Origin of the sequence: uncultured Lamprocystis sp., from assembly GCF_903933125.1 — a bacterium.
Classification (GTDB): domain Bacteria; phylum Pseudomonadota; class Gammaproteobacteria; order Chromatiales; family Chromatiaceae; genus Thiodictyon.
On sequence record NZ_CAIZIZ010000431.1, the window covers coordinates 1 to 7,554 of the forward strand.

Consider the following 7,554-nt stretch of genomic DNA (forward strand, 5'->3'; position numbering starts at 1 on the left):
CGGGGGCAAGGCCGCGCCGCCGATGCTCATCCAACAGGCGATCCAGCAGCGTCCGAATCTCGGGCGCCAGCCCGCGCAGGCGACCCTCTTGCACCAGGCGATCCAGCGCTGTCTTCAGGTGCTTGGGATCGCGCACGACCTCGTCCAGTAGGTCCCGCATCGCTTCGCGTTTAAACTCCTCAGCGGTGTACGCCATGTCGGTCTCCAGGCCAAAGGTGGCGGCCAGTTGGTCGCGCAAGAAGCTGCCGATGCTGCTGCGCGGGCGATAGTGGGTCAAGCCGTACCGGGTTTGATCACGGGCATGCGCAAACAGTCCCCAGGGGGCGTTGCGCGGCTGCTTCGCCAGGGTGTCGAGCACGATGAGGCGCACCGGCAGTGCGCCTACCGCCAGATCGTAGACCCCGGGGCAGGCGGTCGCGCGACAGGTGCCGGCCGGCAGTTGGCGCAGCAGTTGGCGCGGCTGGCGGGTGGCGATGGCATAGCGGCGAAAGTCACGCGCCGGCAGCAGCGGGTAGGCGCCCGCGGGTTCGGCCAGCGGCTCATCCGCCGCGCACGTGCCGCTGCAGGCGGCGCGCAGTGAGGCCAGCTTACGGTAGGTGACCTAGTGGCCGATGAGTTCTTCCAGTGCCCAGGCGTTGAATGGCTCCGCCGCAGATTTATAACTGAGCAGGTTGTGGGCAGCCAGCGTGTCCAAGCCATCGGGCAGGCCGTTTAAGGCGTCTGGATCGGGGGTTGCACCCGCCGCGTCGCGCTGTTCGATGATGAGGATGTCGAGTCGTTGACTCTTGAGCGACAACTCCTCCTCCATGGTCACCGACCAGGGGCGGCCGACGAACAGGTCGGTCAGCAGGATGCCGAGCCAGCGGTGCCACGGTTTGGGAGGGCGTCTGTCCATGGGCCTCGATCATCGTTCCGGCCGTTGGGTGGACAAGCGCTAGCCCAGTCCACCGAATCTCGCGCCGCCGCTGGTGGACTGCGCGACGCTTGTCCACCCGATGTCACGTGGCCGGAACCGTGACCAAGACCCAACTGGCTTTCTTTGCGCGGTCAAGTGGTCGACGCCGATGCAGTGGCCGCCGACCAGGCCTAGCGGAAGTCCGTAGGGCGCAATAGGCGACTGCCGGGAAAGCATCGACCGACGTTTAGGGGCGACTGAAGTCGCCCCTACAGCCTTGCTGCCATGCGCAGTCGGGATACTGATTCCCGGAAAACGGCTTACTGATTTGATGCCGGTTCCGCATCCGGAAAGTAATCAGGATCGAGCACCTGCTCGATGGAATAGGGACACAGGGCAGGGACTTGAGCCTGCTCATCGTAGAGATCGAACGACTTCTGCGCGGCTCTCCGTGCTTGCTGCCAGGCCTTGGCAAAGAGCTCTGGTGCGTGGTGTTTTAGGCTCGGCGTGGCGTCAAGCCGCGTTTGCGCCTGGTCGCGAAACTCGATGATTTCCTCAGTCCATTTTGCCCGTGGAGCCTGGGCAGGAGAGAGCGCCAACTTCAGGAGATGCAGCAGGATCTGCCGAAGCAAGGACTGTAAGGCCAGTTTTTGCTCTCGTCCCATGTCCTCGATTTCCTCAGCAATGTGCTCGAGATCCAATGCGTCCCAGTGGCGCGCACGCAGCAAAGCGGATTGCTCTTGCGTCCAGTAAAGAAAATCGGTTTCGTAGGTCTGAGCCGTCATGTGCCGCCTCCCGTCGTATCCGTTTGCATGGCTCGAACGATCCGCGCAGCGCCCTGCCCGTCCACCAGTGCCATGCCGGCAGCGGCGAGCTGTTGTCGTCCCGCCGGATAATGATCCACACCAGCCAATCGGGCCGCCAACCGGACAGTGCTGCCAGGGTTTCGGCGGCGTCCTGATGCGATGGAACGCCGAGCTATCGCGCATAGTCGTCTGCGGCGGTCGACGCAACCGGGTCCATGTCGATCGGCGGGGCCGGGAGCCCGGTGACTGCGAAGGCATCGGCGCCGAGTGCGTCGAGCTGATGGCGCGAATGCGCACGGCAGATGAATCTCACCTGCGCACCTTGGGCGCGCAGGCCCTGCGCCAAGGTCCGGCAGCGCACCAGATGGCCCGGGTGGAGGCATCGACACGGATGGCGATTTTCACTTTATGCCCGGTATCGGCTCGCGCGGCGCCGGCTCACCTGGTTTCAGCCAGGACATCGGCAAAGACGTCCGGCTGTGACCACCAAAGATCGGAAATGCGCAGGCAGGCTTGCGCGACCCGCATGATGACGGCGGCGACTGAATCACCCAGTTTTCAGCTAATACGTTGATGCGACAGCCCTGACTCGATAGTTTCCAGCCACTCGGTGTCGTCGCGCAGGGTGATGCAGGGCACACCGTGGAAATAGGCTTCTTTCGGCATACCGCCGGAGTCGGTCAGAATGAGACGGGCGCTGGTCAGCAGTCAATGGTCGTGACGGGGATGTTGCTTCAGCCAGGCTTCAATTATCGCGGGATAGAGACCTTCCAGCCGCGCCTCGGGGGCAAGGCCGCGCAGCCGCTCCTCGGGGGTGAGTTCGCGCAGCCGATCCTCTTCCACCAAACGATCCAGCAGCGTTCTCAGGTGTTTGGGATCGTGCAGGACGTCTTCCAGGAGGTCCCGCATCGCTTCGCGTTTAAACGCCTCAGCGGTGTAAGCCATGTCGGTCTCCAGGCCAAAGGTGGCGGTCAGTTGCTCGTGCAAGAAGCTGCCGATGCGGCTGCGCGGGCGATAGTGGGTCAAGCCGTACCGGTCGAGTCGTTGACTCTTGAGCGACAACTCCTCCTCCATGGTCACCGACCAGGGGCGGCCGACGAACAGGTCGGTCAGCAGGATGCCGAGCCAGCGGTGCCACGGTTTGGAAGGGCGTCTGTCCATGGGGCTCGATCATCATTCCGGCCACTGGAGGCCGAGGCTTTAGCCGGCCCGGCGTGCCGGGACCACTGATGTTATTTAAGATCTCGGGAATCGCCACCGGCTAAAGCCTCGACCTCCAGTGGCGGACAGGCCGTCGCTTGCCGGAACGATGATCACGGCCTTGTAGAATCTTGGCCATCAACCCGGCCGTCTCGCGACCTGCACGGTCGTCGGTCCGCGCAGCGGAGCCGACGGATTGCGGTCTGACTCAGGGCTCCGGTACGGACCGCTGACGGCTGGCCGGGGTGATGTCAAGGCTCGGGGTGGTGGCACAGTGCTTCGCTCTGCATCAGGGTCGTGACGATGCGTTGCTGGTCGGCCTCGCCCAGGTCCGGGTGCATAGGCAGGCTCATGACTTGGCGGGCGATGCTTTGGGCAACCGGGGTACAGTCGGGGCAGCACAGGTGAGCGTAGGCTGGCTGCTCGTTGATCGGTACCGGGTAATGCACGGCGGTGGGGATGCCGGCGGCGTACAGGCCGGCCTGGAGGGCGTCGCGGTCCTCGACCAGGATGGTGTATTGGGCGAAGACGCTGGTGCGGTGTGCTTTCGGCCAGGGCAGCAGCCGAAGATTTGTTGCCACGGAATCACACGGAAGGACACGGACACGTTCTTCTCTTTCTTCTTTCCGTGTTATTCCGTGTGTTTCCGTGGCTAATAATTCATGGTAGCGGTGGGCGACGGTCTGGCGTTGGGAAATTTCCTGGTCGAAGCGATCGAGCTTGGCGAGGACGACGGCGCATTGCAGCGTATCCATACGCCCGCCAACCCCAATCCGCGTATGGACGTAGCGCTTGCTCTGACCGTGAACGCGGATTTCCCGACAGGCTTGGGCCAAGACGTCATCGCTGGTGAAGATGGCGCCACCGTCGCCATAGCAGCCAAGCGGCTTGCTGGGGAAGAAGCTGGTGCAGCCGATGGTGCTGAGGTTGCCGCTCTGCTTGCCCTGGTAGGTCGCACCGAAGCTCTGGGCGGCGTCTTCGATGACCGGAATGTTGCCGTGGCGGGCGGCGATGGCGTTGATGGCATCCATGTCCGCCGGCTGGCCGTAGAGGCTGACGGGCATGATCGCTTTGGTACGGGCGGTGATCCTGGCCTCGATCAGGGATGGATCAATGTTGCAGGTGGCAGGGTCGATGTCGATAAAGACGGGCGTCGCGCCGACCAGGACGATGACCTCTGCGGTCGCCACGAAGGTAAAGGGCGTGGTGATGACCTCATCACCCGGACCGATGCCGAGCGCCATCAGGCTGATCAACAGCGCCTCGGTGCCGCTGGCGACGGTGATGCAGTGCTTGGCGCCGGTGTAGGCGGCCAGGCGTACCTCTAACTCGCGGACTTCCGGGCCAAGGATGTATTGACCGTGGTGGAGGACGCGGTGGAGGTTGCGCTCTAACGCCGGGCGAATCGCGGCTTGCTGGGTCTTGAGATCGACAAAATCGATGTGAGGCAAACTGCTTTGGAAGTGACGCTGCTGCTCGATGAATGCCTCGGGCATAAGCGCACGATCCGGATAGCGGGCGAGCATCCGCTTGTCCCGTGTCAGCAGACCCGCCGACCCCTCGGCGAACCGTTCCAGTGCGCGTTGCAACTGGGCATCCTCAGGATCCTCGTCCTCAAAGACCGGCCCTTCCGCGGCCAAAGCCGCCAACCACTGATAATCGGCCGTTATGCGCGCCAGGAGATGACGCGCGCGCGACCGAGCGGCCGAGCGGGTCAGTCCTTCGCCGTTAGCCAGCGCGGCGGTGTAGACCTCAGAGGCGAGGACATATTCAAACGTCTGCACGGATCCGGCATAGACCCATAGGGCGACGCCACCGGTCTCGGCCAGCGCGATCGCGAGCCGTGCATTGGCCGAGCCGGCACGCGCGACGCAAAGGTCGACGACGACGTTGACATCGAGCAAGAGCTGTTTCATGGCGGACGGCCTTGCTCACGGCGGGTTGCATTGCGTAACTCGACGGCGGCCCAGCGTTGGCGCTCTTCCTCTGATTCCTCAACTTGAGCCGGCGATAAAGGTTGGTGCCGCGCACCTTCAGCAATCGCTGTCATTCTCGCAACTCGCTCGCGGACTTCCGGTGAAAAGTCCTCCAGATCATAAGCGTGCGGAGCGGATTTCAGGGAGTCGGCGATCTCTTGATCCGGGATCTCGACAGATACGCGAAACCGCTGATGCTTAAGGTTCAGCGCGGTCTGAAATTCGAGTCGGCCTTGATCGTAGATGGCTTCGACTTGCATGGGACGTGCTCTGGGTTTGTTTTGTTGGGCCACGGAAATACACGGAAGGACAGACAAACACGCAAGCGCAATGCTCCTTGTGTAACGCGTATTCGGGGTCAATCGCTGACTGCCTCAAGATCGCCATTGTCGAGGTGATAGGTGCGGCCGGTGGCGGGGCAAGTGGCTTGTCCGGTGCCGGTCACGGGTAGGTCGAGACGCTCGCCATGTTGGCTCATCCAACCGATCTGGCGCGCGGGGACGCCGGCCATGAGGGCGTAGGGCTTGACATCTTTGTTGATGACGGCACCGGCGGCGATGAAGGCGTACTCACCCAGCGTCACACCGCAGACGATGGTGGCGTTGGCGCCGATGGTGGCGCCGCGCTTGACCAGGGTGCGGCGGTATTCGTCTTTACGGGTGACGGCTGAGCGCGGGTTGTAGACATTGGTGAAGACCATGCTGGGGCCGCAGAAGACGTCGTCCTCCAGGGTAACGGCATCGTACAGGCTGACGTTGTTCTGGACTTTGCAGTTGTTGCCGATGCGGACGGCGTTGCCGACGAAGACGTTTTGGCCGAAGGAGCAGCGGTCGCCGATGCGGGCGCCGGAGCAGATGTGGACCCAGTGCCAGATGCGGGAGCCATCGCCGATCTGGGCGCCGTCGTCAATGATGGCTGTGGGATGGATTGTGGTGGTCATTATGAAGATCAAGCCGCGGATTGAGATGATGGGGATTCTTTGCCACGGAAGAACACGGAAAGACACGGACAAGCAGAACAACACCAATTTCCGTGTTCTTCCGTGTCCGTCCGTGGCTAATCCTCATTCTTCTGTTGCTAATATTCCAGCGGTAAGGAGACCGTACGCCCGTCGCGTGCTGAGAGGTAGGCGGCGATTAGAAGTTCCAGGGATTTGAGGCCCTCGCGGCCATCGGTTTCCGGTTCGGCTTCGCCGCGCAGGACGTCGATGACGTTCTTGTAGTAAAGCGGATGACCGAAGCCGTACACCGACGTGGTTTCGTAATTGGCCGCCTTGATCTGTTCGTCGTAATCGCGCGGCTCGGCGAAGTCCCAGAGTTGGATGTCGTTGACGGCGACGCCGCCGATGCGGACCGAACCCTTTTCGCCAAGGATGGTAATGGAGCCTTCCAGGTTTTTGGGGTAGGTGAGCATGGTGACGCTCATCGAGCCCAGCGCGCCATTGCGCCAGCGCACGTTGAGCACACCGGTGTCGTCCACTTCGATATCACGGGTGGTGCTGACCATCGCCTGTACTTTATCAACCGGGCCAATGAGCCAGTCGAGCAGGTCGACATAGTGGCTGGCCTGGTTCATGAAGGCACCGCCGTCGAACTCCCAGGTGCCACGCCATTTGGCCTGGTCGTAGTAGGACTGGGGGCGACTCCAGAAAACGTTGAGCTGGACCAGGTGGATCTTGCCGAACCGCTTCTCCTCAACAGCCCGTTTGAGCAGTTGCAGCGTGGCGTTGCGCCGGTTCTGTTTGACCACGAAGAGGTGGACGCCAGCCTCGTCACAGGCCTTGACCATGTTCACGCCGTCCTGCCAGCGGGTTGCCATCGGCTTCTCGGTCATGACGTGAACGGCATGGCGGGCGGTGAGGATGGTTTCGTCCGGGTGCAGACCGCTCGGGGTGCAGAGGGCGACCAAGTCCGGCTGGACGGTGCTGAGCAGTTCCGACAGGTGGGCGTAGCCGGGAACGCCGTAGGTGTCTACGTGTTGCTTGAGGACCGCCGGGTTCGTGTCGCACACCGCCACCAGATCCAAGTCCCCAGCGTGCCGCTCGATGGCGCCGAAGTGGTTCTTGGCGATGCGGCCACAGCCGATGACGGCGATGCGGATCTGGCGATTGTTGATGGGCTTAGGCATGCGATGGTTGTTCAATGAGGGCGTATTTCACGATGATGCCTCGACGACGCGCAAGGGCTCGATGATGTCGGTGACGCGGGGGTTGCGTAGGTCCGGACAGCCTTCCTTGAAGGCCAGCCCCAGCAACAGGATGCGGCTGTGGCAGACCGTAGGGCGCAATAGGCGACTGCCGTATGCGCCGCAGGGGCGGGGCGCCGCACGATCGCTGGCGCAATACGCTGGGCTATTGCGCCCTACGGTTCTCGATGACGTTGGCGGCTTCGGCGACGCGGCCTTGATCATCGTTCCGGCCAGCAATGCCCATTTCGAGTCCAAGGGTTTACCGTGAAAGTCGCGCAGCGACCCCGTGGGAGCGGCGTCCCGCCGCGATGGGGCCGGGCGTGGAGCCGCAGCGTTCGCGGTCACCGCGGCACCGCATCGCGGCGGGATGCCGCTCCCCCGAGGGCCTTCCATCTTCCGGGGTGGCTTGATGTTCCTACCAGGGCCGTGACCGTGAACGAGCGTCGTCAGGCCATCCTGGTCTGGCGGCGTCGGGGCTGGAAGCCCTGAC

10 protein-coding genes and 1 pseudogene are annotated in these 7,554 nt (G+C 62.9%); all 11 read right to left on the reverse strand.

What is annotated here, in order from left to right; all coding sequences use genetic code 11:
* A pseudogene (locus tag QZY03_RS23035) lies at positions 1–370 on the reverse strand (hypothetical protein); the annotation flags it as partial.
* A gap of 231 nt (positions 371–601) precedes the next feature.
* Positions 602–895, reverse strand: a complete 294-nt coding sequence (locus QZY03_RS23040) for a hypothetical protein (RefSeq protein ID WP_295584969.1) — start codon at positions 893–895, stop codon at positions 602–604.
* A gap of 320 nt (positions 896–1,215) precedes the next feature.
* On the reverse strand, positions 1,216–1,680 hold the full coding sequence (locus tag QZY03_RS23045) for a DUF29 domain-containing protein (RefSeq protein ID WP_295584971.1): 465 nt from the start codon (positions 1,678–1,680) through the stop codon (positions 1,216–1,218).
* A gap of 193 nt (positions 1,681–1,873) precedes the next feature.
* Positions 1,874–2,014: a hypothetical protein gene (locus QZY03_RS23050; protein ID WP_295584973.1), complete on the reverse strand. Its 141-nt coding sequence runs from the start codon at positions 2,012–2,014 to the stop codon at positions 1,874–1,876.
* Positions 2,015–2,259: 245 nt separating this feature from the next.
* Complete coding sequence (locus QZY03_RS23055; protein ID WP_363182291.1) at positions 2,260–2,409, reverse strand: UDP-N-acetylglucosamine 2-epimerase; 150 nt, start codon at positions 2,407–2,409, stop codon at positions 2,260–2,262.
* Complete coding sequence (locus QZY03_RS23060; RefSeq protein WP_295584975.1) at positions 2,410–2,862, reverse strand: hypothetical protein; 453 nt, start codon at positions 2,860–2,862, stop codon at positions 2,410–2,412. It lies immediately after the preceding gene.
* 290 nt (positions 2,863–3,152) lie between these two features.
* Complete coding sequence (locus QZY03_RS23065) at positions 3,153–4,817, reverse strand: aminotransferase class I/II-fold pyridoxal phosphate-dependent enzyme (protein ID WP_295584977.1); 1,665 nt, start codon at positions 4,815–4,817, stop codon at positions 3,153–3,155.
* Positions 4,814–5,137, reverse strand: coding sequence for a hypothetical protein (locus tag QZY03_RS23070; protein WP_295584979.1), 324 nt, complete (start codon positions 5,135–5,137; stop codon positions 4,814–4,816). The genes QZY03_RS23065 and QZY03_RS23070 overlap by 4 nt, the downstream gene beginning before the upstream one ends.
* A 98-nt stretch (positions 5,138–5,235) precedes the next feature.
* Positions 5,236–5,817: an acyltransferase gene (locus tag QZY03_RS23075; protein ID WP_295584981.1), complete on the reverse strand. Its 582-nt coding sequence runs from the start codon at positions 5,815–5,817 to the stop codon at positions 5,236–5,238.
* 137 nt (positions 5,818–5,954) lie between these two features.
* Positions 5,955–7,004, reverse strand: coding sequence for a Gfo/Idh/MocA family oxidoreductase (locus QZY03_RS23080; RefSeq protein ID WP_295584983.1), 1,050 nt, complete (start codon positions 7,002–7,004; stop codon positions 5,955–5,957).
* Between the two features lie 27 nt (positions 7,005–7,031).
* Positions 7,032–7,163, reverse strand: coding sequence for a hypothetical protein (locus tag QZY03_RS23085; RefSeq protein WP_295584984.1), 132 nt, complete (start codon positions 7,161–7,163; stop codon positions 7,032–7,034).
* Positions 7,164–7,554 lie beyond the last annotated feature (391 nt).

Coding starts and splice junctions, on each gene's coding strand:
- QZY03_RS23040 (WP_295584969.1), bottom strand. CDS start 895: ATGGACAGACGCCCTCCCAAACCGTGGCACCGCTGGCTCGGCATCCTG.
- QZY03_RS23045 (WP_295584971.1), bottom strand. CDS start 1,680: ATGACGGCTCAGACCTACGAAACCGATTTTCTTTACTGGACGCAAGAG.
- QZY03_RS23060 (WP_295584975.1), bottom strand. CDS start 2,862: ATGGACAGACGCCCTTCCAAACCGTGGCACCGCTGGCTCGGCATCCTG.
- QZY03_RS23065 (WP_295584977.1), bottom strand. CDS start 4,817: ATGAAACAGCTCTTGCTCGATGTCAACGTCGTCGTCGACCTTTGCGTC.
- QZY03_RS23070 (WP_295584979.1), bottom strand. CDS start 5,137: ATGCAAGTCGAAGCCATCTACGATCAAGGCCGACTCGAATTTCAGACC.
- QZY03_RS23075 (WP_295584981.1), bottom strand. CDS start 5,817: ATGACCACCACAATCCATCCCACAGCCATCATTGACGACGGCGCCCAG.
- QZY03_RS23080 (WP_295584983.1), bottom strand. CDS start 7,004: ATGCCTAAGCCCATCAACAATCGCCAGATCCGCATCGCCGTCATCGGC.